This window comes from Paenibacillus sp. FSL K6-2859, from assembly GCF_038008265.1.
GTDB lineage: Bacteria > Bacillota > Bacilli > Paenibacillales > Paenibacillaceae > Paenibacillus_AQ > Paenibacillus_AQ nitricinens.
In genome coordinates this window covers 1,868,346-1,894,625 of the sequence record NZ_JBBOYU010000001.1, presented here as the reverse complement: position 1 = coordinate 1,894,625, position 26,280 = coordinate 1,868,346, and the positions used below count along the sequence as shown (strand labels likewise).

Genomic DNA, 26,280 nt, shown 5'->3' with positions numbered 1-26,280 from the left:
CCCGCAGCAACTCAGTTGTCCTTGCTCAACACAGCGCATCTTAGTCCCATGTATTTGTTCTTTACAATGAGATAGCCATCGCCTTGCTCCCCACTCTTCTCCTGGGTTCCATAAGGTAAAGACACATTGTACAGATTTTGTTCTTTCATTCTACCCAGCAAGATCCCGGTCTGCTCTTCTCTTATGGTCTTGCCCAAAGAATCCCAATTAGAGGTAAGATCACTTGTATTGTCTGCCGCTAGAACAGCTACCTTCATGCCGCGTTCTTGCTTCACAATCCGCTCAATCAGCTCATGCAGCATGTACATGTCTCCACTCGTAAATTCACTTAGGCGATCAATGACAAAGATCATTTGCTTCCACTGTTTCATCAGCGCACCAACATCACCGCCGGACATCCTGCAAGAGAAAAGCTCGTTGCGTCTAGATTCCAATTTATCCTTGATCCCATCAATGAAATCATCCAGATCATCCACGTTCGCTATATCCGTTACGAAAGGCTGCTTCATCAGTTCATAAATGCCCATAGCGGATGAATCCAGCGCATATACCTCAAGATCCTGTTTATCACTCAGCAGCTTCATCCACGATACAAGTAAAGTGCTCTTGCCTGACATAGCCTCTCCCGCTACCATCAGCACTGGTGTTGCGAGAAGGTCTACAAACACGGGCTGTAAATCATTGTTGGCCAAGCCTATTGCTAGTATCTCTGTATCCTTATTGAGTGCTCTCAGGTCAATGGTAGAAGGCATCATCGGAATTGGAGCTGCTCCGCTAAGATTCAAAGCTTCCATTCTCTCCAATAAGAGCTCCGTGGCGGTATGTTCATATTCAGGAAGCGAAGTCTGGAATTCTAAAGGCGGCTTGCCCCGTACTAATCCTCTGCCTGCAACCTTTACCGGTTCCAAGCCTTCTGTTCTTCCTACAATTCCTTCATATTCACTTTTCTCCGTCATTTGGAAGCTAACCGCCATCTTAAAGTTGACCGAAAATTTATATCTGACCAGAGCACTATTGGTAGCTGTAGCTACCATATAGATACCGTACTTAAAGCCTTCACGAGCCAGCAGCACCATTTGTGCGTCAAAGTCTTCGTAAGTCTCTGATAATGCGAAGTAGTTGTCGACCATAATTACCAATGCTGGCAGTTTTCGTCCACTTTTACGATAATCACTGAATCCCTCACTACCGGTAGCTTCAAATAACGTTCTTCGTTCCTCCATGACCCTGAACACAAAACGCATAAACTGGTCAATCTTTTCTTCTTTCTCCAGTGTCATAACCCCACCGATATGAGGAAGCTTCTCCATAGCTTTGAGAGAGCTACCGCCAAAATCCATAATGTAGATGTTGACGTCATCCGGTGGATACATCAGAGCCAGCGATATACATAATGTTTTGAGGAACACGGTTTTACCTGTACCCGGCGTTCCATAGACAAACAGATTCCCTTCAGATGCAAAATCAATCTCCACCGTTTCCTGTTTCTGTTTTCTTGGATCATCCATAATTCCTACCGGCACACTGAGCAGCTTCTGCTGCTGAGGCCAGCTATTATTTGCAAAGCTATTCGTCAGTAATGAATTCAGGTAGACTAGTTCAGGCAACGGCGGCAACCAAGGTCCTTTTATTGGAGAAATCCCATATTGCTTGGCGGTCTCCGTAATGTATTCAACCATGGCATGCAGTTGGGAAGTAGAATCGTTTTTGGCGATTTTCTCTTCCTCCAGCGGAAAGATCTGCTCGCTTCTACCATTCAGGGCCACTTTGTAGATTCGTTTGGGCTTGTTCTCCTGTCTCTGCAGTTCACCCTTGGGATCATAATCAGCACCGGAATAAGCAGACTGGAATAACTCAAAGATCTCATCATTTCCGACCTGTATATACGCTCGTCCCGGCTCCTTAATCATCGCGGCATCTGGACGTTTAATAACATCCTTACTATCCGCTTCATCCTGTACCTTCAGACATATTTTGAATTTCGAGTTGCTCCATATCTGGTCATCCACTACACCAGCAGGCTTCTGGGTGGCAAGAATTAAATGAACACCAAGACTTCGGCCAACACGCGCTGTGCTCACCAACTCTTTCATGAAATCAGGTTGATCCTGCTTCAGCTCCGCGAACTCATCCGCAATCATAATCAGATGGGGAATCGCCGGCATATCACCTTTGATATTGTTGCTATAAAATAATTTCTGGTATTTATCAATATTATTCACGCCATATTCTGAGAAAACACGTTGACGCCGCATGAGCTCACTTTTAATAGATAGGAGGGCTCTCGTCGTTTGATTCCCATCCAAGTTCGTAATGGTACCGACCAGATGAGGCATTCCCTTGAATACATCTGCCATGCCTCCCCCTTTATAATCGATGAGTACAAAGGCAATATCATGGGGGTGATAATGAATGGCTTGAGCGACGATAATGCTCTGCAGCAGTTCACTTTTCCCGGAACCCGTCGTCCCGGCTACAAGACCATGGGGTCCAAACCCCGTCTCATGCATATCCAGATGTAAAGCTTCTCCACCAGCCCTCACCCCTATAGGAACGCTCATACCCATATAGGTTTTGTTACGGGTCCAGTTCAGCATTACATTTACTTCAGATACCTTTTCGTTCTGCAGCATTTCCATCAGCGTGATGGAGGATGGAAGCGAGAAATTAGCACTTGAATTTTTGATACGAAGCGGCGCAAGCTTTCTCGCCACCAGGTCCAAGTCCTTTATTTCTGTCTGGTCCGGAGTAAACACGATCTTCTCTCCGGTTAATCGATTGGCCATTTCACCGCTTTTTCCGTTCAAATGAATAACCGTTTTACAGTTCATGGGCAAATAGGCAGAATTCTTGGCGATAAAAAGGGTAGATACCCCAATTTGTGCACTGCCGTTGTACAAATATTTACTGATCAGCTCATTCTCAAGCAAAGAAGTATCTTCTACAATAAAGAGATAATGCGGCAATACCCCGCCAACCAAAGACTTCATCTCTCTCTCCTTCAAAGCGCCATAAATCTCGGACAAGGTCTGATGGGCAATGGCCTTACCACATAAGAGAAATCTGATATTGAAGCCGTCATCCCATAGATGGGGTACAAATTTAAGCCAATCCCATTTCTCCAGCTCATCCTCCGCGGCAAGAACAATAACTCTAACATCGTCATAACCATGATGAGTCACAAGCTGAAGCAGCATCAGCTTTATAAGTTCGGCTGTCTTATCGCTTTCACCGGCAATTCCGCATATTTCGGAGGTTACCAGATTAACCGTTATGGGAACATTCGAGACCTTTTCGAATTCCATAGCCAATCTCTGCGGCTCCATCAAAAGCGGGTCCGTTTCAAGGATGATAGCCTGCTTAGTGTAATTGATATGCAGTTCCAGCGGTGCACTGCCCACTCCGATCCGCAGAGCCAAAAAATCATTATGGGAAGGCGTTTTTTCCCATAGCTTGTTATCTCTCCGCATAATCCTCTGCACACATTCCGCTGGCTCCGGACTCATTTCATTCATAGCCTTAATCTGTTGTTCGCGAGCAATGGATAATTCACTGCGCACATCGGTTATAAATTGGAGATACTTCTCTTCTCGCTCCTTCTTTTTCCGTTTATATTTTCTAATCTGCGTTGTCGCTCCTGTAAGAGAACCGATTAAGGTCATCACTGTAGTTGCAACCGAGATCAATAAGTAAATGGACTGTGAAGTCATCGCAATTAATACGGTAATAATCAACATCACGATTGGTGGAAGTAATATTCCGAACCAAGAGATTTCTGGTTTCTCATTGATCATGGGTGGATTAGGAACATCCATTTCTCCCCGGGGCATATCTGGTAGGAAACGGGGCTGACGACTGAATTCATAGCTCATTAGATCTACCTTCCTGTAAAGGTTATTGTCTCCGCCTCTCCACCAAATAGCGAGATTCGATGCCATTCACGACCACTGCAAAAATAAAGGTCATTGTCCAGAACATGCAAGAAATCAGCGTTCTCTCCACATATCCGAATACTGCCCCCATGCACTGGGTCTACTCGATAAATACTGTTACCGTTTAACCGATTAGCACAATAAAGATATCTGCCATCCGTGCTCATACTAAGGACATCCATGTTGTCTACAATAGTTACCTTTTGACTCTCCACATCAAGCAGCGTCAAGCAATGTCTATTCTTAGGATCTGGAAAACATAGCTTATTTCCTATTCGGACCAGTGAACTTGTAGTCAATTCACTAATCCTTTCTCTATCCTCACCGGATTTTGTGCTCCGCTTAATCCCACTTGACGTAGCATAGTAGATTTGCCCTTCATACAAGAGAAAGCTCTCTACATACTCATCGATCAACTTCATATCGTGTTTCCCATTAGTAGCACAGCGATACAATCGATGGTCCTCTTCGTGAATATAGTAGATCCAATCTTCACATCGCCGAAGCTGATAACAGGGCTTATCTAACAAGACCTCTACCTGCTGCTTTACAATATCTAGCTTGCAGAGCACATCACCCTTTAACTGATCACTGTAATATAGAGAGTGGCCAGCCTCATTCATGAACCAGAACAAACCCTCGTAATGAATCGGCTCCGCTTGAGCATTCTCTCTGTCCAAGGAATAAGTTCCTGAATAATTCTTAATATCCGTAATAAAGATCGCTTCTCCAGCTTTCACAATTAATCCGCCATTTTGCAGGTTACCATTCATTTCATCACCCCTTCTCAGATAAGTGTGAGGAGTGCGCCATGGGCTACACCTTCTTGATCCAAGGTTTTATTATTATTTAATATTCTGCCTAGCGGCTCAGCTTGAAGCTTGAGGTCATTGCTCTTCTTTAAATTCAGGGAATCTGTTAGCATATCTAGCAAATCTTCTATCACTACAAACCCTGGAACTTTCAGATCAATTCGTTGAGCAGTATCCGTTTGAAGAGTCACCATGATATAGTCCATGCCGATAGTTCCTTTCATCAATTCTTAACGGAGAGAATATAATTTCTTTCACTAATTAATTGATAACCCACATCTCTTTCTGCTTCTTCAGCGAGCTTTAAATATCTAGTCTTAAACTTATAGGTCGCTTGCGCCTTTACATCTACTTCGGATACCTGTTGTCCGGTCTCCATATTTTCTTCATCAGAAAAATCTAAACTTACGGTAAAATCATTGTATCTTCCATCATTAGATGTAAATGTGAGTGTATTATCATCACGGCTTTGCTCCGATACATTGAGCGCACTCTCGAAAGCATCAGAGAAGTATTCCTTGAACCTCTCCTCGTTAATTTTTGCATCTAGTCCACGAAGCAGTTCATACTCCAAGCTCCGATCCTTGGCTGCACGGCAAGCATTAGAGATCGCAGTGCTCAGCACTACCTTTTCTCGAAATACAATCCCCATCTCTACCAAAGGCTCTACAGCAATCGAAACCAGAATGATCGCTAATATCCCTATTGCAAGATTTCTCATTCAAAGTCATTCCTATCAATCCATATAGTAGTCCAGATCCTTATAATGCTTCAGCCCCGTTGTTGACATAGAGAATTGGACCGGGATTTCACGCTCGAGCTTCTTTCCCCATAAAGTAATAGAAAAGGGATAAACAGCCTTAATCTCGACTGTAAGCGGTTCACCTCTTTGCCGATACGGTTTGTTCATTTCATTCCATTCGTAATAGGAGGTTTCATCATCATTTCCAATTGCATCATCTTGATCCACATTAGTGACTGTAATGGAAATATCATCAGCCTTATCCCGGTAAATAGGGCGCTCCTGTAATCTCTCCATAGCATCCTCATAATACGATTCCTTCAGGTAGTTATCTCCTGCTACAATCTGTGAGACACTATAGGTCTCCGTCACTAGCGTTAAATACCATGGAAAAAAGAAAGCCAAATTCACAAACAGCAAAATCGTAACCGATGTCAGGATGGTAAGTAGTACTGCCTTTGCTATCCCTTGCATTATGCTTTCACCCCAAATTAGCTAACCATCTTTTTAATCAAATCTTCAAATAAAAATGTCCAGATATCATCTATCCATCCGACTAGCGCGCCGTCTTTCAAATAAGTAACTACCACGCCAATTACAATGATAACGCCGACCGTAATCGCGATTTGCTTGATGCCTACTTCTCCTTTTTCCTCCACTAGCAATCCCTTTAGATCTGTTTTCATTCGTGTATCCCCCTATAAATAAATTTGACTTATTGAAACATCTTCATTGAACTCAGAATGGTAAATAGATAGTACATAACGATATAAATAGCTAATACTATAATAAGTAGAAATTGGATTCTTGCACTGCTTCGCTGCCTAGTCTCCAGCTCTTCTTCCAATGCCCTGATTCTGAAGCCATCCAGTTCATTCTTGAGATACGCCATCTGAGACACATTATCGTACCCTTTAAGCCTAGTCTCCATAATGTCGCAGAACTTGATCACATAATGCATTGGAATTCGTTTCTTCAGCTGCTTAAAAGCAAATTCCTCTCCGTAATCAATATTGTCGAGCATCACACCAAGCTCCTCCGCAATATCCGGATTGGCACTTGGAATGTAATCCTTTAGGACATCCGAGAAATGAATATTGACCGACTTTGTATATTGGTAGTAGACCATACTATAAAAGGCTGGGAAATCCAGTGATATATTTTTGTTCTTCTTATCAATAATCTTCTCCAGCTCCACTACAGGGTAGAGCCAGCCCAGCATGATGAAAATGGCGGAGACACAGCCAAGCAGGATGTTGACCTTCCATAACAGCAGCATGATCACAATAGCAACTAACGTGTACATCAATTGTTCAGTGCGTATTTCCTCCGGGGTCTTCTGAAGATCCAGTCGATCAATGATTTTCTTGAATCTGAGTCTTTCCGCACTGCCTAAAAGCCCTTTAATATATTTCTTGGCAATCCTACGTTTATATTGGCTGAACCTCTCTTGGAACGCCGCATTTTTACGCTGCTTCATATAATGACGTGCACGCTTTTTCTGTTTTCGGCTCACCGGTTTGAAAAAGGGATACAACAGAATCTTGATCAAATACAGGATAGAGAGCATAGCAATAAGCTTTACCAGGAATATCATCTGCGCTCACCACCCGTACCGACGTTTCCTTGGAGCACCTGGCTCCGTGCAAAGCTTAAACAAATGACACTAATCAAAACAGTGTTAATCAATTTCCCCACATTACTTACTAACATAAATTGTCTGAAATCCTTTACTGTCAATGCATATAAGAAAAATAGCACAATGATTCCTGTCTTAAACATAAAATCACGATTCATCTTTCTGAAAATCCGTTCCTTCTTGGAGTTAATCTCGCGCAGCACGGCATTTTCATCTACAATATCGAGAAAAATGTCTGCCATTCCTTTTCTCTCGTTATATTCGAAGACAACCGCTTTTTTCGTGAAATTATCGAATTTAGGGCCAAGCTGTCTATTTAATAGCGTAATGGCTTGCTTAAAGGAATAGCCGTTATTATCGCAATTATCTATAAACTGCTGGAAATATGGCCTAAGGTTAGGACTGATATATTCCTCGCTCTCCATCACTTTTTTAATCGCAACAAGTACACCTTCACGGGCCAGTGGGCAAATTACATCTTCGGCATCCATAATGTTCTCCAGCCGTTCCGTCTGAATGGCTCTAGACTGCATTACAAAAAAGGTGAACAAGCATACAAAGATTGAAATGGTGATTACAACAGAAAGCGTAACACTATTCATGAGCAGCACTACTAACAAAGCTATAATTGCGAAACAAATGCACAACATCGAGGTAAAGCTCTCTAGGGTAAATGGCATATTAAAATCCAAAATCAGGCCCTCTACCATTCGATTGTATTTCGCATAAATATTTTCCTTCTGCCTGACGATTCGTTCCTTCTTGATACGGTCGACATAACGCTTCGTATTATACTTGCCTAGGTACTCTGCGAGGGTATCCATAACGTCGAGAACATATCTTATAGACCCTTGAAAATACTTGACCTCAAAAATGGCGTTAAATAGTACAAATGCAGCCGTACCTAGAAGTAGACTAATGATTAAAGTTGTATTCATCGAATTCGTACACCTCTGTTTCGCTCTCCAAAGGATCCTTGGTAAAGAACTCAAATCTGCTCCTCTTAATTCCAGCCTTGAGCATAAGCTGCTGTACCTTCTCAGAGATCTTACCTACACGTAAATGTCTGCCGACAATTCGAAGCGTCTTCTTACCGTCGATCATCTCTTCAATAACGTCATCACAATCAAATCGGTAAATTTGATTAATCAGTGGATTCAAGCCATCCGAGCCCAAAATTTCTGAAATCGAGGTCACTTTACGAGTGCCATCTGCCAGTTTCTCTTGAAAAATCACGAACTTCACAGCACTGCAAATATTCCGAAGTGCAAGCTCCGCTGGCTCATTAGAGGCCATTAGATAAGCCGTAAGAAATCTGAAGATTGCTTCCTTATCTCCCTCCGCATGAAGTGTGGAAAAGAAATAATGTCCCGTCTGTGCGGCTCGGAGCGCTGTGGCAAATTCACCGGGTGTTCGAAGCTCCCCTGGTCCAATCCAGTGAGGCGACTGTCTCATTGCATTAATCAGCAAATTTTCCATCGTTGCTGGGCTGGAGTCATCATCATCAGGGACCGATTCATATTGCAGAACATCATTCATCACTCTGCCGTGTTCGCTATTATCTTCTCTTTGGACCAATCTCATCTCCGAAGGATTCTCGATGGTAATTATCCTAGATAAAGGATTGATCTCCTTCACAAGAATTTCATTTAACGTAGTCTTTCCGCTTCCTGTCGGTCCCACAGTAATCCAAGACAAATCTGATTTCGGAATCAACGACAACAGCTTATACATATTGGATGAGAAGGATTTATTCTCGATCAGCATTTTTGGAACAATACTTTTCTTACTAAACTTCCGAATTACAAAAGCCGGTTGATCATACGGTGAAATCTCCGCATGCGTGGCATTCACTCGATACCCTTCAATTGTTCTGGCATTTACCATTGGGATCTTAGGAATCAATCGTACCTTGGAGACACCTATGAGCTTAGATATAATTCGTTCCATATGATCACGGTCTGTGAACTGTTGATCCCACTGCAGACTTCTTCCGCCGCTCTCCACAAAGATTTGATCAGGGCCATTGGCTCTAATTTCATCAATGCTGGGATCCTCCATGGCTTTGGTGATAGGTCCATAATGCGTAATTTCATTCGTTAGGGCATTTTTTAATTCTGCTAGATCATAATATCCCTCGACCGAAGGTTTCTGTGCGTCGACAAATTCGTTTATGTATGCCTTCGTCATTTCCCGTTTTCGAGCTGGGTCATTCTCCCGCCTATAAGCGTGTGTTGTTACTTTAGTAATATACTTTTGACATAACTCCAAAGCCTCATCAAAGCTTATAGTCGTATATTTAGTGGTCAGATCCTCCATGTTCTCCTTCGGACCTACCTGATGCAGTACCTTTTGCTGCATATCGCTAATTTTCCCACGTGTCAGCAAGTGCGCTCTCCCCTTTATTGATCCGCTAACCGATCTGCTAGTTTTTGGATCTCTTTTTTGAAATATTTATTGATTAGGGGGTTATCTTTTATGTATAGCCTGCCTTCATGTGCACGAACTACGGCATCCTTTACAAGTGGCAGGACAGAGACTATGTTAAAACCCATGTCCTTCATAACCTTATAGTCGAATTCAATATGCTGGATATTCATCATCACTACGCTGGTGAACTTAGCCGTACTTATCCCAACCGATTTGGCATAGTCCAGCAGCTTCACCATATTTATCGTAGCTTCCATCCTCTCTGTTGCCGTAAAGAATCCGATGTGACAATATTTCATGGCACCTAGACAAAATTCCAATGGAGGGTTGTTGGGAATGTCAATCAGCACAATATCAAACATTTGCTTAAGTGTAGTAATAACACGCTCCAAATTCTCAAACTCGAAGTCAAAATACTCCTCCATTAAATCCTGTGGACTAGGTGATAACAGGAACAGCTTCTCATATTTGGTCTGTTGTAATTCATCTCTGAAATCTACCTTGTCGCTTTTTAACACTTTAATTAATCCTTGACCCTTCTTCTGAGTAGGGACATCTAGAAATTGATATAAGTTTGGATAAAATACTTTAAGGTCAACTACACAAGTATTCAGGCCCTTTTGAGATAACAGATAGCTTAAGTTACTTATTAGCATGGCATTATCTACACCATCACAAGCAGGGATGAAGCCTACCACACTGTAAATCAGGTTATTCTCCTGAAGTTCAGCACCGACGAGATCCTTCGAGGATATTTTCTGAAAAATACTGTCGATTCCTAGTCCTCGTTTCCGATCCACGATTCCACCTCTTTCTCCAAAGTAGGCAGTTGGTCAATGATGACATCACTACTCTTTCTGCTAAGTATGGTGATCAGAAATGAATTTCCATTTAGACCTTTGTATTTGGCATAATTATTAATTTGTGCACTCGTGCCCTCCAGAAGCAGTGCTTTAGGTTGAATGTTCTTCAAGAAATCTTTGCTCTTCATGACATTCTGTTTTTTATCCTCGTTTAGCTTCTGAACTTCTTTATAGACTTCGTAGATGGAGTGACTACTTGCGTTGAGCATATCCTTCACCACAATGCTTTCAAACAACACTTCTGTTTTTTTGATCGTATTCGTTGACTCGGAATAAATCGCGTTGGGATTGCCACCCGCGGCATCCTTCGCCTCAACCTCATAAGACACACGGATACGAACACGGTCTCCTGGCATCAAGATATCTCCACCTACCTCAAGAAAATTATAAGGAAGCGTCAACACCTCGTTCTTTTCATTCACTTGATAGAGCCATTCATTTTTTTGCGGTTTTTCATCCAGCAACTGATCTTTGTAAAGCACGCTGTTCCCTCGAAGATAATAGGCGGAAAGCTTGCCATTTACTGAATCTAAATCCTCGGACAAAAGCATATCCTCTGTGTATTCTTTTTTGATAATATTGTATTTCTCAATCATAGAATCCGTTATGACTACAAATGCCGGAATCCCCTCATTCGACTTCACTCGTAGCACTTCTACCACGTCGCTGGCATCTTTGCTGGCTTTAGTAATGACCATATAAGAAACCACAATGATCAATATACTAAAGAGCAAGGCTGCAACCCGTTTGAACATTTGCTTATTGGGTGTCGCATTCTTAAGCCCGCTTAAATCCATTAACTGCTCCCCTCCAGTAATCTAAGAAGTATATTTCCGTAAGCCCGCTCATGGTCTTTGTTTGAATGTACAAGCGGCACATCGGTTTCGATCTGAGAATCGAAGTCTGTGTCATAAGAGACATGTCCAGCTACTTTCATTTCGTATGTAAAGCTTTCTAATAAGCCAGATGCCGTAACTGCACTAACCCTATCTGGTGTGAAAATATCGCCTTGAAATCTGGAACGATCATTATATTTAGTGACAATGACTTTAGATTTAGCATTCAAATAGGCTGCATTCTCCTTATCCAGCGACTCTTCTACATTCTTCAAAGTGCTTAATACAGCGTAAAGATTATTAGGAATACACAAACCAAAGCTGTCAATATGAATTAACGCTTCGCGAAATTGATCTAAGGAGTTCATAGGCAGATCCAATAAGATTAAATTAAATTTGTTCCGGAGTAGGGACAACAGACCGACAAGTTTAGAGCTGGTATAAAATTGCTCCATTAATTTCCGATCGGAAAAACTGTAGCCAAGCCCCGTCAGCCACATATTTTCTTTTAAATGATACGCCGTGGTCAAATAGTCCTGAGGTCTGGCTAGCGTCCGAATGAGAGAAGCATTAATATCCTCATCCCGCTTGGTACGCTCATGAAAGCTGCTGAAATACATATTTGTACTTCGATATTCGATATCCAGGTCCACGATCAATACACTCAGACCTCGTTTACTTGCTTCACTCGCCACATTGATAGTTGTACTAGTGATTCCACACCCGCTATGACCGGTTATCGCCACAATGCGACTAATTCCGCGACTAACCTTATCAAGTTCCCTAGTAAGGCTATCCGTGGCCTGTAATACAGGTGGAGCTTTGGGTTTTGGTTTAAAACGATCTAGAAATGACCCTTTCTTGTCGATATTCTTTGAATGATTCTTATTTTCGTGAGGCTTTGTCTCATGTTTGAATTTCTGTTTGGTATCAGATAATTGCTCTAAAGCTTCACGAAATAGTCCTGGTGTAATACGTATGTATTCGAAAGTCTTTATTTGGAGATTCGGATATCTAGAGATGAGATTCTCCATTTCTATGTCTTTCCTTATGTCCCTGGTGAGGATTAAAATCTTTACATTTGACTGTTGGTTAGCTATGAGCCAACGGATAAGGTTATTTAAATCACTCCTGTTCTGTTCCATACTCGTAGATAATGCATCATCAGTTATGAATATGCTATCTACAGATGGTTTAATGTTCTGTAAAAACTCTAAGGTACTGCTTAGTACTAATTCTGAATCATTTACTACGTCTATGGCCCGCGTGCAATACTTTTCTACTATTTTCTGCAGCTTGTGCGTAACCAAGAGTATCTCCATCTCATCACCTACTATGGAAAATAATCACCTAAATATTTCCTTCCGATTTTAAATAAACAGAATTTTAGGATTAGAAACCTTAAATTGAAATTTAGTCAAAATAAGACATTAAAAGATAAAATAATACAGAGATTCGACAATAAAAAAGGCAGGCCAAGGAAAATATCCTCGACCTGCCTTTATGTTTATTCGTCTTCTTATAAGAAGAGAACTCTCTCCTTAACCTAAATCGCCTAACTCAATCTGCACAATTCCCCGTTCGTCCTGCACCTCAGCGATCAAATGCATCAAGCTGCCGAACTCCAGCTCTTGAAATTTGCGCGCAGCTGTTTCCCGCTGTAGTTGCCACAAGGCTTCCGTCAGCCCGCAGACCACAGGTACGTCGCAACGAATTTCCGCTAGCTCTCGCGATAAATGCAGCATATCCAGATCTGCTTCGATTTTGGTACGCACACCTTTTGGAAGTAGATGCAGATTCTCAATAACACCTTCAACTGTACCGTATTCGGTCAGCAGCTTCAGCGCAGTCTTCTCACCAATCCCTTTTACGCCGGGATAATTATCACTGGTATCGCCCATAAAGCCTTTCAGGTCAATCACCTGTCTAGGGGTTAGACCCTTTTCCTCCAGCAATTCAGCAAGGTCATACACTTTATAGTTAGAGCGTCCCTTTTTCATAATGACGACCTTAACGTTCTCATCAATGAGCTGAAGCATATCATGGTCACCCGTCAAAATATATACCTCAGAGTTTTCACTGTAACAAGAAGCCAGCGTACCAATGCAATCATCCGCTTCGTAGCCAGCAAGTCCAATATTCGGCACCCCAAGCTCAGCTACTACATCTTTTACTAGATCAAACTGTGGAATCAGCTCTAACGGCGCTTCAATCCGATTCGATTTGTAACCATCGTATTTCTCGGTGCGGAACGTTCCTTTGCCCATATCCCAGCAGCATACGACGTGAGAAGGCTCAAATGTACTTACTGCATCGAAAAAATACTGTAAAAAACCATACACTGCATTCGTAGGCAATCCAGCTTTTGTCTTGCGGATATATCCTCCATAAGAGGTCGCATAAAAGGCCCGGAACAGCAGAGCCATTCCATCTACAAGCATTACACGGCCCGTTGTTTCTGCTCTCATGTATAAACCTCTCCCTTAATCGTTCATTGTATTGTTATTAAGCACTTGTCCATACTATTGTACAAAGAGTATTCTATCAGAAAATACTTAATCTGATAAGGGATCATAAAGTTACACATATGGGAGCTTATTCTTATCCTTTGAAAATAATAAGCATAAACCTATCAGCAAAGGGATGCCTCAACAGCCATGATATGACTGTTGGGACATCCCCTTTAGGATTTATGCCTTGGAAGTATTGGTCCAAGCTTCAGCATATTGATCTTCTTTAAAGCCTACCGTAACTTTAACGCCATCAGTGACAATCGGACGTTTATTTAGCATACCATGGCTCGCGAGCAGCTCAAGCTTCTCCTGCTCACTAAGCTGTGCCATTTTGTCCTTAAGACCCAATGCTTTATAGACTTCACCACTTGTATTAAAAAACTTTTTCAGTTCAAGTCCGCTATTGGCCAGCAATTCACGCAGCTCCTCAACGGTAGGCGGCTGTTCTGCGATGTTTTGAAGCTCTAGCTCATGACCTTGAGCTTGTAGCCATTTTACTGCGCTGCGGCAGGTGCTGCATTTTGGATATTGATATACTTTTAGTTTGCTCATGTTGTGCTCCTTTAATGGTCGGCTAATAATTCGTAATTTCGGGGAATGTTTGGACTTCCGGCCGCTGTTGTCGCAAGAATTTCTCCATTATACCGCTAATCACGGTTGAAATCCGGAGAAGTCTATGCTTACGAAGTGTTCCCCTTCATTACTTCATAGCCTGAATATTATTTTTACCTCAAATTCGCTTTCGGGCCTTGCTCCAGTATCTCCTCCAAAGCCGCCATATCAGGCGGCAAAGGTGCTTCAAAGATCATTTCCTGCAGAAGCACTGGGTGTTTGAACGTCAGACGTACCGCATGCAGAGCTTGACGTGGGATGGAAGCATCTAGTGCTGCAACGGAATCCAACTGTTCACTTTGAGTTGAACTCAATTCCTGTAAATTATACAGTTCATGACGATACATGCTGTCACCAATCAAAGGACAGCCGATAGAGGTCATATGGACCCGAATCTGATGAGTACGACCACTCTCCAGCTTCAGTTCAACTTTTGAACCTTGTGCATATACGGTTTTAACCTCATATCGAGTCAGAGAAGGATAACCATCCGGTGTCACGATACGCCGATGCGGCTCCTCAGGATCACGGTCAATAGGTCCGTCAATATCGCCGAAAGGCTCCAAAGGAGCCCCATGAATAAATGCAGCATAACGTTTGTCCACTGTACCCGCAATCATCTGCTCAGAAATATGCTGATGGCTATATGGATTCTTGGCGATGATTAACACACCGGAGGTTTCCTGGTCCAGACGATGGACGGGTCGAAAGCGGAAGCGTTCATTTTTTTGCGCCCAATAATGAACTACTCCGTTAGCCAGTGTATCCGTGTAATGTCCATGTGTGGGATGCACGATGATCCCTGCTGCCTTGTTTACTACGAGTAGATGCTCATCTTCAAATAGAATTTCAAAGGGAATCGGTTGCGGTAAAATATCATCTGAAGTCTCTGTTTCCATGCGAATCTGTACAATATCGCCTGCCTTAACATGTACGCTGATATAGACACGTTCACCATTTAAGGTAATGCCTTGTTCTGTTTGCTTAAGCCGTGACAACAATTTACGTGAGACATCCATCCGTTTATGCAGGATCGTCTTCAAGAGCCAGTCATCCTCTTCAGGCGGTATAATGTAAGTAATAGGTGAGTAATAGCTAGTCATATTAGTCCCGGAACACCTTTTTACTGCGAATATATTCTACATCAGTAATCCCTGCCCGTGTATTAGCCGTCCTAGCCAGTGCAAAGAAATAATCGGATAACCGGTTCAAATAAATAACTGCTTCCGGGTTAATGTCTGCATTTCGTCCAAGTGTAACTGCCCGACGTTCCGCCCGGCGGCAAACCGTACGGCACACATGTAGAACCGAAGCTAACGGACTGCCCCCGGGGAGGATGAATTTTTCTAGTGGCGGATTCTCTGCTTGAAGATCATCAATCCAGCCCTCCAGCCGTTTAGCCATCTCACTTGTTACCATATATTGACCACCATCACCTAGCTTAATAAAAGCCAGATCGGTGCCGCAATCGAATAGCTCATGCTGAATTTCCAGCAGCTGCTCGCGTACATCATCAAACTTATCGTCCTCCATCAGGCACCGTGCCTGCCCTACAAAGCAATTTAGTTCATCAATGGTTCCGTAAGCTTCAACTCGGACATCGTCCTTGCCAACCCGGCCGCCAATTACTGAAGTTTGACCCGCATCACCCGTGCGTGTATAGATCACCATGGCTTACTCCTCCTATCCATTCTTCAAATCACATAATGCTAGTTTAAGCTTTCTTATATAAAAATGGCAAATGAAGAGTATAACATATCCTCTCCAATAGTGACTGCAATATTGCGAGGTATGAGCTTAAAAAGGAACAACAAAAAGAGGACCCTAGGGTCCTCTTTAACAGCATGTAGCGACGTTATTTCCCAACTGGACGCCCCTTCATGTATTCATTTATCTTGAGATCCAGTAAACTGCTAATTTCAATCACATTATCTGAAGTGAATGATTTTTCCTGCAAAAAAAGCTGCTCCATTTTGCTACGGAGTATTCTAATTTCATCTTCCAGAGAGAGTATGCGAGCAGAAGCATCACCCTTGGGGGACAGTTTCCCACTTCCAGAAAAACACTGCCCTCCATAGGAAGGTAAGTAATAATCGGCACTAAGCACAATCATCCCTCCTAAAAGTATTATTGAGCGCGTGCCACAAAATGTCATTAAAGTAATAAAAGCAACTTCAAAGCAACGCTTAATTCCAGAGTAAAATGCATCCTTGTTAGTTTCTAATATAGGGGTTAATTACTCTCAAAGTAAAATAATACCATAGGATTATAGGATAGGCTATAGTCCAATTTTCTCTATTCCATTCTCTCTCGTTCCAGTTGTGTGACAAAAGAACCAATGCGTTCTATAGCTTCATTCAGTTGAGCTACTGATGTAGCATAGGAGCAGCGTAAGTAACCTTCACCACCTAAACCGAAGACACTTCCAGGTACAGCCGCCACCTTATATTCAAGCAATAATCGTTGTGCAAACTGATCAGAAGTCAGTCCCGTTTTGCGCACGCTAGGAAAAGCATAAAATGCACCTTGTGGTTCATGGCACTCCAGTCCGGCATCACGCAAACCTTTAACAATCAGCCTCCGCCGCTGGTTATAAGAATCGACCATTCGATCCTTCTCTTCCATCCCATTGGTCAGTGCCTCAAGTGCAGCCACCTGGCCCATAGAGGGAGCACACATCACAGTGTACTGGTGAATCTTAAGCATAGCGGAGATTAAGTCAGGGTGACCACAAGCATAACCCATTCTCCATCCGGTCATAGCAAAAGCCTTGGAGAAGCCGCTGACCAGAATCGTACGATCCATCATACCTGGCAGTGCGGCAAAGCTTACATGATTAATTCCATAAGTCAATTCCGCATAAATCTCATCAGAAATTACAATAAGATCATGCTTCTCTACAACCTTGGCGATCGGCTCCCAATCCTCTCGGGTCATCACACTTCCGGTTGGGTTACTCGGGTAGCACAGAATCAAAACTTTGGAGCGCGGAGTAATCTTGGCTTCCAAACTCTCTGCCGTTAGCTTAAAGTTATTCTCTCCAGTCGTTTCAATACCTACCGGAATTCCCCCGCCAATAGCCGTTATCGGTGAATAGGAAATATAGCAAGGTTCGGGTATGAGAATCTCATCGCCCGGTGTAATCAATGCACGCAAGGCCAGATCAATAGCCTCGCTTCCGCCGACCGTTGCTATAATCTGATTAGCAGGATCATAATCCACTGCAAAACGGGTATGCAAATAATTCGCAATTCCCTCCCGTAGCTCGGGCATACCTGCATTGGATGTATATCCTGTAAACCCTCTTTCCAGCGAATAGACACAAGCTTCTCTGACATGCCACGGGGTCTTAAAATCAGGCTCCCCGACTCCAAGTGATATGATATCCTTGCTGCCTGCAGCCAGATCAAAAAACTTACGAATACCCGAAGGCTGAATTTGCTGTACTAGCGGGGCCAAATAAGAATTCATAGATTTGCTGTCTTCTCCAGTTAGCTGCGTTTTATTCGTGATCATATGATTACTTCCTTTATGGAGAGATCATCAGACGGTTGTCTTCCTCATGCTCCTCGAAGATGATCCCATCCTGTTTGTATTTTTTAAGGGTAAAGTTCGTTTTAGTTGAGAGTACTGAATCAATTGGAGACAACTTCTCGGAAACAAAATTGGCCACCTCACGTAAATTCCGGCCTTCCACTTCTACCAGGAGATCGTAGGCACCTGACATCAGGTACACGGATTTCACTTGTGGATACAGGTAAATTCTTTCCGCAATGCCTTCAAAGCCGCGACCCCGTTCGGGTGTAATCTGCACCTCAATCAGTGCGGTCACTTTTTCATCATCCACTTTATCCCAGTTTACAACGGCAGCATACTTAACAATTACATGATCTTTCTCTAATTGCCCAATCGCCGTCTTTACGTCTTCTTCTTCCGCACCAAGTAGCGTAGCTAAGAGTGAAGTAGATCTTCTCGCGTCCTCTTTAAGCAGTTCCAGCACTTTCCTCTTTAGTTCGTTCATTTCCTTCATGCCTTCCCCTCCGGATAGTTCGCAAATGACGTTGCGCTATTCATGCGTCGTCCCGCGAAAAGAGTTTAATACTAATATGACATGAATTGAGCATCTCTGCAAACAAAATAACCCCATATGATATCCGCATAGAAGACTAGGTTTACTCAGCTAAATGGATTTTTATACAAAAAACGCCCGTTTATACCGGAGCTCTCGGTATAAACGGGCGTCTGCCTTAAGGTTATGGGACAGGATGCTTCATCTGCTAACCATCTTGGTTACATTAAATGAGACGGTTGATGTTGTCCATTCGATTGGTAGCTGTTCGCATTGTGAGCAATAGATCCAGATTGTCCTGTTTTTTGCTGAACGAACTGACCTGATTTTTGTTGCAATTGCTGTGCAGTTTGGAGCTGCTTGTCCACATCTTGGCGTAATGCTTTTGCAGGTGCAGGATACATATTCATTTGGGACATATGCGTGTACAGATCGCCCTGAAGTCGGAGCGTGTTCATGGTCATCTCATTAAAGACCCGGCGAACCGCTGGACATGCCGATTCCGTAGCAGCTGTCGCATACTCACGAACCGTCCGCTTCAAATCACACAAAATGGTGTTCATTAAGTCCTCATCTGGCATAAATGCTGCTGGATTCTGTGCATTCATTTTATAACCTCCTTAAGATTAATAATGCAATTATTGTGGGCTTGTTGGGGCGTACTGTTGATGCTGCTGGATTAGCTGAGTGAGTGTATCCATGTGCTGCGTGTGATTTTGGATATGCTGCAAACAAACTTGTCGGACCTGCTCGTTCTGCGTTGTCGCGGCGGTAGCCGCACATTGCTTAAGAAGCAAGTCCTCATTAGAGATGGAGTCTGCGATATATTCCAATTCTTTTCCACTTAGTGCCTGCATTTGCATTGATTGCATGAGTTGTAGTCCCTCCTTGTAGTTGATTCAAACAGGCTTTAGTATACCGCCAAAGCACACCATTTATTTGCCCAACAGCATAAGAGAGATATGACAAAAATAAGAACATCCTGCGAATGAGACGGTAAAATGCCGCCCATACTTAATTATGGAACGAATGAAGGAGCGATCAATTTCATGAGACTAAACAGCGGCACCCCCCCATGGAGAAACACTTTACAAGACCCTCCAACTTATCCTGTGCTAGAGGATATCGTTCACTGTGATTGCCTAATTGTAGGCGCTGGAATGGGTGGAGCAATGGCTTCTTATCGCCTGTCGTTAAGCGGAGCTGAGACTGTTCTGATCGAAAAAAGACGAGTCGGAAGCGGAAGCTCACATGCCAATACTGGTTTACTGCAGATATCTAACGACAAATCGTTAACCTCATGCATGAACACGTTTGGAGAAAAGAGCGGCTTGCTCTTTTATCAGCTATGCCAAGCAGGGGTAAGAAATATTCTGGATCTGCCGGCCCAGCTCGATATCGATCCCCAGATTATTCCTCGCAGCAGCCTTTTATATGCCAGTACACCAGAGGATGTACCTGCTCTGCGAGAAGAATATGAGAATCTCGTTGCTCACGGATTCGATTCTGATTTCTGGGAGGAGGATAAAATTGCTTCGCTGTATTCTTTTTCTAAACCTGCTGCACTTTATTCACGCAGTGATGCAGAAGCGAACCCTTTCCGGACAGTTCACAGCCTGATCGCTAAGGCAGCAATCAATGGTGTACACGTTTATGAGCAGACCGAGGCTAAACATTATGAGTTTACTAAAAATGGAGTGATTTGCCACACAGAGAACGGACGTATTATTGCGAAGAAGGTTATTTTTGCAATGGGTTATGAAACGCAGGAGTTTAAAAAAGACCGAGGCGCTGAGCTGATCAATACGTATGCAGTGATGACCAAACCTTTGAAGGAATTCCCCAAGTGGCATGAGCGGAGCCTTCTCTGGGAAACCGCCCGACCGTATTTGTATTTTCGGACAACGCCGGAGGGACGTATTATTGCAGGAGGTAAAGATGAACCGTTGACGGATCCAGAGCGCCGTGATGTCAGAGTGATTTCACAAAGTCAAAGGTTATTGGAAGAGCTGGAAGCTTTGTTTCCTGAAATCAAAGGCATTGAGATAGAATACTCCTGGGGTGCTGTATTCGGCTCTACGCGTGATGGGCTTCCTTATATCGGCCCTCATCCCAAGTTCCCTCATTGCTACTTCATCGAGGGTTATGGGGGCAATGGGACGGTGTACAGCATGATTGCTGCGGAGTTATTAACAGATACGATTGCGGGTAAACATCGGCCGGAGCTTGATCTATTCTCATTGACACGAACTGCCAAACCTTCTCCTTCTTAAAAAACGGACGTGAATAAGCAGTATTGAGGTTTTAAAAAAAGCTTAGTCCTCTTATTGACAATAAGAGGACTAAGCTTTTTATGAGGATGCTTATGCTTTATCGGTACTCAGATTACGTACGAGCTGAATACGATCTTCTTGCACTAGGCTGTGCTGTACATGGAAGCACGAAGGGCACACATAAACATTAAGGGAGAATGGAGCTGTTAATACAGAGCCACCCAATGTAGCCGGTGAAGAAGGCTCGAAGCTGCCAACAAGCTGCTTACCCGCAAGGATAGTTAACTCATGGCATTGTGTACATTCCGGAGCTTCTTCCTGAATCGCTAGGATAGCCGATACACGTTCTTCATACTTATTCAAATCATAATCGTCACCGAATTGGTTGAGCGTGTTGTAGATTGGAACTACACTGTCTTTGTCGACGTCTCCCCAGAGATCATCATCATTAATGACCTCTTGTTTAGGTTGTTCTACGACTTCTTCTTCCTCTTCTTCGATACCGTCTATCCCTACATTAACCGTACGATATCCACTAAGTTCATTGTTGCAGTGAGGACAATTTTCCTCGGGTCCGAATTCCTCGTCCCATACGATTTCAGTATGACACCAAGGGCACACAGTTGTTTCCATCTTAATAATCTCCTTCATACTTCACGTTTAAATTTAGTTCATCATTAAATAAATAATACCGGCTGCTATAAAAGCAATAGCTGACACAAACAAAACTCGGGTAAGAATCTTCATGAAATCCTCCTAATACCCCACAAAGTGGAGCTGCTCATTTCAAAGCTTTTCCAGCTTCATCTGGAATCCTTTGTAGGGAGGTGCAAAACTTTCTATTTTCTTAAAATATAGCTGCACCAATCACATAAGACAACGAAACCGAGATCAGCATCGCTATTAGCCCAACAGCACGGTTATCTGCAGCGATCTCCTCATCAATAGAGAACACTGGAGTCAGGAATTCAAATAAAAAATAGGCAAGCAGCAGCAGCAAAAAACCGACGACCGACCACTTCATCGTCTCATAAATCGAAACACCTGATTCAATGCTGAAACGCAGTACGTTGCAAATTCCGAAGATTTTGCCACCAGTAGCCATGGCTACTGCCAAGTTCCCCTTGCGAATTTCTTCCCAGCAATTATATTTCGTTACCATTTCAAAAATAGACAGAAATACAACAAGCCCAAGAATTGCTACTGCAAAGTAGCCAAGCAAGGCACCTAGCGGATGACCCAGCAAAAGATCAATATCTCCTTGCACACTTTCCCCTTCTTTCTGCCGGGCAATCCCGCTATTGCAGCTCAGCCACGGTTACGCCTGCGCCGCCTTCATTATAATTTCCAAGCCTATAGCTCTTAACATGTCTGTGTTTACGCAAATATTCTTGAATTCCTGTGCGGAGCACACCTGTCCCTTTACCATGAATAATAGAAATTTGGCCCAGATTTCCTAAGAAGGCTTCATCAATAAAACGATCCGTCTCCATAATCGCTTCTTCCAAATTCGTACCTCGCAAATCCAGTTCTCTGCGAATGTTCTCATCACGGGAGCGTTTAACGGTTGTCGCCTGCCGAAGAGGCGTTGGTACAGAGGCTGCTTTCGAAGAGAGCAGTTCCAAATCATCCAGGCTTACCTTCATCTTCATGATCCCAAACTGCACTACAGCCTCTTTAGAGCCGCTTAATTCCACTACAAAACCTTTTTGGTTTAAGCTATCTACCTTCACTTCATCACCAGGACCAATCGTCCGCGGAGCCTTAGCAGGCTTACGAGTAGCAGCTTTCTTACGCGGTGAAGGTTCCGCTTCGTCTAAACGTCTCCGTGCTTCAATCAGCTTATGCTCTTTGACTGAAGCGCCTTCTTCCATAGCTAAGCGGCGTAAATCACTGATGATTTCTTCCGCTTCTTTACGCGCTTTCTCCAAGATTGCACTGGCATCTTTCTCCGCTTTCTCCAGCCGTTTGTCCCGCTGGCTTTCCAGCTTCTCCAGCTCTTGTTGTTGTCTGCTGCGTAGTTCTTCTACTTCACGGCGGATGCTCTCTGCCCGTTCATGTTCTTGTTCCGCTCCAAGTCGATTCTCTTCGAGAGAGGCAATCATATGCTCAACACGCAGATCCTCTTCCTTCACTTCGCCACGCGCATGCTCCAGAATCGCACCTGGCAGACCTAATCGCTCTGCAATTGCAAAGGCGTTGCTTCGTCCAGGAACACCAATCAGCAGGCGGTAGGTAGGGCTGAGACTTTGAACATCGAACTCCATGCTGGCATTGATGACCCCTTTACGCTCATAAGCATAAGCTTTCAGTTCACTATAATGCGTGGTAGCGACCATACGGCATTCTATCCGGTGAATATGCTCCAGAATGGCAATTGCCAGCGCGGAACCTTCTGCCGGATCCGTACCTGCGCCCACTTCATCAAGCAGAATTAGACTCTTAGGAGTCATTCTCCGCAGAATGGAAATGATATTCGTCATATGGCTGGAGAATGTACTCAGACTCTGCTCAATACTCTGTTCATCCCCAATATCTGCATAAATGGCATCAAACACACACATTTGACTGCCTTCTTCTGCAGGGATGAACAAACCAGACATCGACATGAGACTCAACAATCCAATCGTCTTGAGTGTAACGGTTTTACCACCCGTATTCGGTCCGGTTACAATAATCGAGCTGTATTGGTTGCCCAGCTCCACATCCAGTGGAACCACATGCTCCGCAGGAATAAGCGGATGGCGTCCTTTGCGCAGCTTCAAATACCCGCGATCGTTCATACGAGGCTGCGTAGCCTTCATATCTCGGGCAAGACGCGCCTTGGAGAAGGTAAAGTCAAGCTCGCCAAGAATATCGATATCATAGGTCATTTCTTCGGCTATATCAGCTACAAGTGCTGTCAACCTATGCAATATGATCTCGATCTCCCGTTCTTCACGCAGCCGTGTTTCACGCAGCTTATTATTCATCGCGACAATAGACTCAGGCTCGATAAATAAAGTAGCCCCTGATCCGGACTGATCATGTACTATACCACCGAAATGCGCACGATACTCCGCTTTTACTGGAATAACAAACCGATCTCCACGAATGGTTACCAGCTGATCCTGCAGCATCTTAGCAACGGAAGAAGAACGAATCATAGAATCCAGCTTCTCGCGAATCCGGGTCTCTCCTCCGCGTAATTCACGGCGAATCGTAGCCAGTTCAGAACTAGCTGTGTCAAGCACATCTGCGTTCTCGTCTATACATAAACGGATGGCATCTTCTACATGTTTTTGCTCCGATAAAACATCGCTGAGTGAAAATAGGAATTCTATCTTTTCCTCCTCATGCATAGCTGCCAGGAATCGTTTGACTCTTCTTGCGCCGCCAATGGTAGTTCCCACTGCCAGCAGTTCAGTTGTTCCCAACATTCCACCTATAGAGGCACGTTTTAGTGCTGCTCGAATATCGCTTATCCCGCCGAATGAAGGAATACCCTTCAGACGATCTACATTAGCCGCTTCATCCGTGGCTTGAAGCAGCTTCTTCACACCTTCAAAATCACCGGATGGTCTTAGTTGCTCCGCAGTCAATCGTCCCATTGAGGTTTGCGTATATTGCATTAATTTATTTAAAATCTTGCGATATTCAAGCGTATGCAAAATTTTGTCGTCCAATTACAGTCACAGCTCCCTTCATAGATGTTTCCATTATACAGAATTCAAGCCAATTTCGCTATTTGGTATCGGTTAAAGCATAAAAACAAGCATTAAGGTCACAATAAGAACTGCACATATCCTTAGCTTGGGCCAAAGGAGGTTAGTACAGTGAATTTCTTGAGTCATGTGGGTCGTTTTATTGTAGCAGCGCTTGTTCTGATGGTTGTTGGTTGGATTGTTCCACAGTTCACGATTGGTGGCTTCTGGAGCGCTCTAATCCTTGCACTGGTGATTGCGTTACTCGGCTGGGTTGTCGAAGGAATCTTCGGCAAAAAAGCAACACCCTTCGGGCGCGGTATCGTCGGTTTCATCGTTAGTGCATTAGTTATCTGGGTCGCTCAATTCGTAGTGAGTGGAGTCAGCGTTTCCATTCTAGGAGCTATCCTTGCGGCATTGGTCATCGGTATTGTCGATTTGTTTTTGCCGGTATCCACGCCGTTTGAGGCAGCAAAGTAACCAAAGCTATTCACAACACAGAACCCCTATTTCCGGTTCTTTTCCGGTAATAAGGGTTCTGTGTTGTTTTTATCCATATGACACAATCTCCGCTTCATGACGCTCAGCACAATTGACCACTCTGTTCTTGCCTTTCTTTTTAGCGGTATAGAGCGCTTTATCCGTTTTACGAAAAAGAAGCTCTTTCCCATCCCCAAGCTGATAATTACAAATTCCAATGCTGACGGTAATCGGCTTATTCCCAGCCTGCAAATGCTCGATTTGAGCAATATTGATCCGTAATTTCTCTACCGCCTCGTAAGACTCTGAAAAACTTTTGTCTGTAAAAATTACTGCAAACTCTTCACCGCCATATCTGGCCGCAAAATCATTTAACTCAATCATACCGCCAACCTTGTCCGCAATTACCTTAAGAACAAGATCTCCAACCCTGTGTCCGTAAGTATCATTAACTTGCTTGAAGTTATCTATATCGAAAAGAGCCAGCTGCAGTTGAAGGTTGTTGCTTTCACATTGCTCCAATAATGAATCCAAATATTCATGAAAGGTTTTATGATTATATAGTCCAGTAAGTGCATCTATCTTCAGCAGCTTATCCGAAATCGCCCTCTCCACCATAAGATCTTGGCCTTCCTTCGTTAATCTCTCCAGATTTACACGCGCTTCCCGCGCACGAATAATTACAGCCAGAGCCATCCCTACAAATATTATAAATACACACTCTACCATTAAGAATTCAAGCAGTGGTTTATGTAGGAATGGCCGTTCCAACCCGAAATATACCCCCGCATAAAACACAATACTAAATAGTCCCATTAGATACAGGAGCTTACGATCAAAATAAATAAGAGCGACCATAATCGGCATCATGAGCGTCATCTGAGCACCATCGATAAAAGGCTCTAATACAAAATACATAAGGTAGGACACTAAAAAACCACAACTAACCACCCCATATTTAGGGGATTGTTTATTATAACGAAGCCACAGCTCCGCAGTAATCATAAGGGCTACAATTAGTAAATTACAGGCTATAAATAAGTGCCATAGATTCGTGTCCATGGTTGTTTTTATTTGAAGCCGGTTAATATTCGACAAAAACAGCAACTGTGAGATTAATAAAAGAATAACTACCATCCAATAACCTTTTAAAATTCTACGGTGCCAAACCTCCGTATTTAGCGCATCGTTAGTACTTGAAATATGTATCCCCTACTTTTGTACGTTAATGTAATAGCTTTCATTATAATAAATTTTAGTTATATTTTCATCATTTATTTGCAATTTACGACAAAGTTTGAACAGTCTCCCTTGTTCACGGATTTTTCACATTTAATCAAAGCGCTTACTTAAATTTTAAGTTATGATGTCTACATAATTGTCACATTTTCACTAT

The 26,280-nt window shown here is 43.2% G+C and carries 27 protein-coding genes; 2 read left to right on the top strand and 25 right to left on the bottom strand.

Annotation, left to right across the window (positions count from 1 at the left end; all coding sequences use genetic code 11):
• Positions 1–11: 11 nt before the first annotated feature.
• The 21 genes from essC to MHB64_RS08150 all read right to left on the bottom strand — a co-directional run bounded on the left by essC (position 12) and on the right by MHB64_RS08150 (position 19,320).
• Positions 12–3,872, bottom strand: a complete 3,861-nt coding sequence (gene essC / locus MHB64_RS08250; RefSeq protein ID WP_341134133.1) for a type VII secretion protein EssC — start codon at positions 3,870–3,872, stop codon at positions 12–14.
• Between the two features lie 5 nt (positions 3,873–3,877).
• On the bottom strand, positions 3,878–4,705 hold the full coding sequence (locus MHB64_RS08245; RefSeq protein WP_094870535.1) for a DUF5050 domain-containing protein: 828 nt from the start codon (positions 4,703–4,705) through the stop codon (positions 3,878–3,880).
• A 14-nt stretch (positions 4,706–4,719) separates the two neighbouring features.
• The gene (locus MHB64_RS08240) at positions 4,720–4,950 is read right to left on the bottom strand and encodes an EsaB/YukD family protein (protein ID WP_179283640.1); all 231 of its coding nucleotides are present in this window, start codon (positions 4,948–4,950) and stop codon (positions 4,720–4,722) included.
• 17 nt (positions 4,951–4,967) lie between these two features.
• A complete protein-coding gene (locus tag MHB64_RS08235) occupies positions 4,968–5,465 on the bottom strand; it encodes a hypothetical protein (protein WP_094870537.1) in 498 nt (165 codons plus the stop codon).
• A gap of 15 nt (positions 5,466–5,480) precedes the next feature.
• Positions 5,481–5,960: a hypothetical protein gene (locus tag MHB64_RS08230; protein ID WP_094870538.1), complete on the bottom strand. Its 480-nt coding sequence runs from the start codon at positions 5,958–5,960 to the stop codon at positions 5,481–5,483.
• A gap of 17 nt (positions 5,961–5,977) precedes the next feature.
• Positions 5,978–6,172, bottom strand: a complete 195-nt coding sequence (locus tag MHB64_RS08225; RefSeq protein WP_094870539.1) for a hypothetical protein — start codon at positions 6,170–6,172, stop codon at positions 5,978–5,980.
• A gap of 29 nt (positions 6,173–6,201) precedes the next feature.
• Positions 6,202–7,083, bottom strand: coding sequence for a hypothetical protein (locus MHB64_RS08220; RefSeq protein WP_094870540.1), 882 nt, complete (start codon positions 7,081–7,083; stop codon positions 6,202–6,204).
• Positions 7,080–8,063, bottom strand: coding sequence for a hypothetical protein (locus tag MHB64_RS08215; protein WP_094870541.1), 984 nt, complete (start codon positions 8,061–8,063; stop codon positions 7,080–7,082). Before MHB64_RS08215 ends, MHB64_RS08220 begins: the two co-directional genes overlap by 4 nt.
• Positions 8,041–9,513, bottom strand: coding sequence for an ATPase, T2SS/T4P/T4SS family (locus MHB64_RS08210; protein WP_094870542.1), 1,473 nt, complete (start codon positions 9,511–9,513; stop codon positions 8,041–8,043). The genes MHB64_RS08215 and MHB64_RS08210 overlap by 23 nt, the downstream gene beginning before the upstream one ends.
• A gap of 14 nt (positions 9,514–9,527) precedes the next feature.
• Positions 9,528–10,355, bottom strand: a complete 828-nt coding sequence (locus MHB64_RS08205; protein ID WP_094870543.1) for a hypothetical protein — start codon at positions 10,353–10,355, stop codon at positions 9,528–9,530.
• Positions 10,334–11,215, bottom strand: coding sequence for a hypothetical protein (locus MHB64_RS08200; protein WP_094870544.1), 882 nt, complete (start codon positions 11,213–11,215; stop codon positions 10,334–10,336). Before MHB64_RS08200 ends, MHB64_RS08205 begins: the two co-directional genes overlap by 22 nt.
• Positions 11,215–12,288, bottom strand: coding sequence for a MinD/ParA family ATP-binding protein (locus MHB64_RS08195; RefSeq protein WP_341134132.1), 1,074 nt, complete (start codon positions 12,286–12,288; stop codon positions 11,215–11,217). The genes MHB64_RS08200 and MHB64_RS08195 overlap by 1 nt, the downstream gene beginning before the upstream one ends.
• A 507-nt stretch (positions 12,289–12,795) precedes the next feature.
• Entirely contained in the window at positions 12,796–13,722 is a 927-nt protein-coding gene (locus MHB64_RS08190) for a 5'-3' exonuclease (protein ID WP_094870546.1), read from the bottom strand.
• Between the two features lie 222 nt (positions 13,723–13,944).
• Positions 13,945–14,319 carry an arsenate reductase family protein gene (locus tag MHB64_RS08185; protein WP_094870547.1) on the bottom strand — a complete coding sequence of 125 codons (375 nt, stop codon included), beginning with the start codon at positions 14,317–14,319 and terminating at the stop codon, positions 13,945–13,947.
• Positions 14,320–14,492: 173 nt separating this feature from the next.
• Entirely contained in the window at positions 14,493–15,482 is a 990-nt protein-coding gene (locus MHB64_RS08180) for an RluA family pseudouridine synthase (protein ID WP_094870548.1), read from the bottom strand.
• Position 15,483: 1 nt separating this feature from the next.
• Positions 15,484–16,050, bottom strand: a complete 567-nt coding sequence (locus MHB64_RS08175) for a cob(I)yrinic acid a,c-diamide adenosyltransferase (protein WP_341134131.1) — start codon at positions 16,048–16,050, stop codon at positions 15,484–15,486.
• 184 nt (positions 16,051–16,234) lie between these two features.
• Positions 16,235–16,423, bottom strand: coding sequence for an aspartyl-phosphate phosphatase Spo0E family protein (locus tag MHB64_RS08170; RefSeq protein ID WP_052404481.1), 189 nt, complete (start codon positions 16,421–16,423; stop codon positions 16,235–16,237).
• A gap of 251 nt (positions 16,424–16,674) precedes the next feature.
• A complete protein-coding gene (locus MHB64_RS08165) occupies positions 16,675–17,895 on the bottom strand; it encodes an aminotransferase class I/II-fold pyridoxal phosphate-dependent enzyme (RefSeq protein WP_094870550.1) in 1,221 nt (406 codons plus the stop codon).
• 13 nt (positions 17,896–17,908) lie between these two features.
• Positions 17,909–18,409, bottom strand: coding sequence for an Lrp/AsnC family transcriptional regulator (locus tag MHB64_RS08160; protein ID WP_094870551.1), 501 nt, complete (start codon positions 18,407–18,409; stop codon positions 17,909–17,911).
• A gap of 260 nt (positions 18,410–18,669) precedes the next feature.
• Positions 18,670–19,056, bottom strand: coding sequence for a spore coat protein (locus tag MHB64_RS08155; RefSeq protein WP_094870552.1), 387 nt, complete (start codon positions 19,054–19,056; stop codon positions 18,670–18,672).
• Positions 19,057–19,086: 30 nt separating this feature from the next.
• Positions 19,087–19,320: a spore coat protein gene (locus MHB64_RS08150; RefSeq protein WP_094870553.1), complete on the bottom strand. Its 234-nt coding sequence runs from the start codon at positions 19,318–19,320 to the stop codon at positions 19,087–19,089.
• A gap of 177 nt (positions 19,321–19,497) precedes the next feature.
• Here MHB64_RS08150 and MHB64_RS08145 point away from each other — a divergent pair, with 177 nt between their 5' ends.
• Positions 19,498–20,721: an NAD(P)/FAD-dependent oxidoreductase gene (locus tag MHB64_RS08145; protein WP_341134130.1), complete on the top strand. Its 1,224-nt coding sequence runs from the start codon at positions 19,498–19,500 to the stop codon at positions 20,719–20,721.
• 90 nt (positions 20,722–20,811) lie between these two features.
• On the opposite strand, the gene MHB64_RS08140 is transcribed toward MHB64_RS08145, so the two are convergent.
• The 3 genes from MHB64_RS08140 to MHB64_RS08130 all read right to left on the bottom strand — a co-directional run bounded on the left by MHB64_RS08140 (position 20,812) and on the right by MHB64_RS08130 (position 24,386).
• Positions 20,812–21,354 carry a hypothetical protein gene (locus tag MHB64_RS08140; protein ID WP_341134129.1) on the bottom strand — a complete coding sequence of 181 codons (543 nt, stop codon included), beginning with the start codon at positions 21,352–21,354 and terminating at the stop codon, positions 20,812–20,814.
• A gap of 214 nt (positions 21,355–21,568) precedes the next feature.
• A complete protein-coding gene (locus MHB64_RS08135; protein WP_042125581.1) occupies positions 21,569–21,988 on the bottom strand; it encodes a DUF350 domain-containing protein in 420 nt (139 codons plus the stop codon).
• 31 nt (positions 21,989–22,019) lie between these two features.
• A complete protein-coding gene (locus MHB64_RS08130; protein WP_094870555.1) occupies positions 22,020–24,386 on the bottom strand; it encodes an endonuclease MutS2 in 2,367 nt (788 codons plus the stop codon).
• 150 nt (positions 24,387–24,536) lie between these two features.
• Between MHB64_RS08130 and MHB64_RS08125 the strand changes: the two genes are divergently transcribed.
• Positions 24,537–24,884 carry a phage holin family protein gene (locus MHB64_RS08125; protein ID WP_060625232.1) on the top strand — a complete coding sequence of 116 codons (348 nt, stop codon included), beginning with the start codon at positions 24,537–24,539 and terminating at the stop codon, positions 24,882–24,884.
• 69 nt (positions 24,885–24,953) lie between these two features.
• Here MHB64_RS08125 and MHB64_RS08120 read toward each other — a convergent pair whose 3' ends face one another.
• Positions 24,954–26,021 (bottom strand): GGDEF domain-containing protein, encoded by a 1,068-nt coding sequence (locus MHB64_RS08120; protein WP_094870556.1) that lies wholly within the window; start codon positions 26,019–26,021, stop codon positions 24,954–24,956.
• Positions 26,022–26,280: the final 259 nt, after the last annotated feature.